At 69.0% G+C, this 646-nt stretch carries 1 pseudogene; it reads right to left on the bottom strand.

Features of this window, described 5'->3' with window-relative positions:
* Positions 1-540, bottom strand: a pseudogene (locus D7Y11_RS42810) (hypothetical protein); the annotation flags it as partial.
* Between the last annotated feature and the right edge of the window lie 106 nt (positions 541-646).

Consider the following 646-nt stretch of genomic DNA (forward strand, 5'->3'; position numbering starts at 1 on the left):
GCCCACCTTCGCGGCCACCTCCTCCCCCAACGGCACCACGCCGCGCGCGTCCTCCAGGATGGCCGGCAGGGAGTCGTGCAGCTGCTCCGTGGCCGCCTTCACCACGCCTCGGGCCATCACCTGGGCGCGCTCGCCGGGTGTGTGGATTTCATCCGTGCGGGAGTGCGCGAACCGCACCACTTCGTCGAAGAGCTGGTTGAGGCGCTCCACGAAGCCATGGAGCGGCAAGCCTCCTTCGTTCCACTCCCGCTCCAACGCCTTCAGCGCCCCCTCCGTGGCCGCACCCGCCAGCAACTCGGTCGCTCCCGCCGACGCTCCCGGTTCGCGCTCAGCGGCTTCGTGCGCCATGCGACTCAGCACCGTGAGCAGGTCCTGGAGCAAGGTGTTCAACTGACCGTGGCCGTCGGGTACCTCCTCGCGCAGCCCGTCCGCCGTGCCACGCACCACGCCGGTCGCGATCTCGGTCGCCACCATGCGCTGCAGTGACAACGTCAGGTTGCGCAGCGCATCGATGGGTCCCGTGCGGCCCGCGATTCCCATCGGTACACCTGTCCTTTCAGAGGGGGTTCCCCTGGAGGATGAGAACTCCTGTGCACCGGAGCAATGACATCCAGCCACGCCCTCCGCACGCCACCCCGCTCCCCTT

The organism is Corallococcus sp. AB018, from assembly GCF_003986945.1.
Classification (GTDB): Bacteria; Myxococcota; Myxococcia; order Myxococcales; family Myxococcaceae; genus Corallococcus; species Corallococcus exiguus.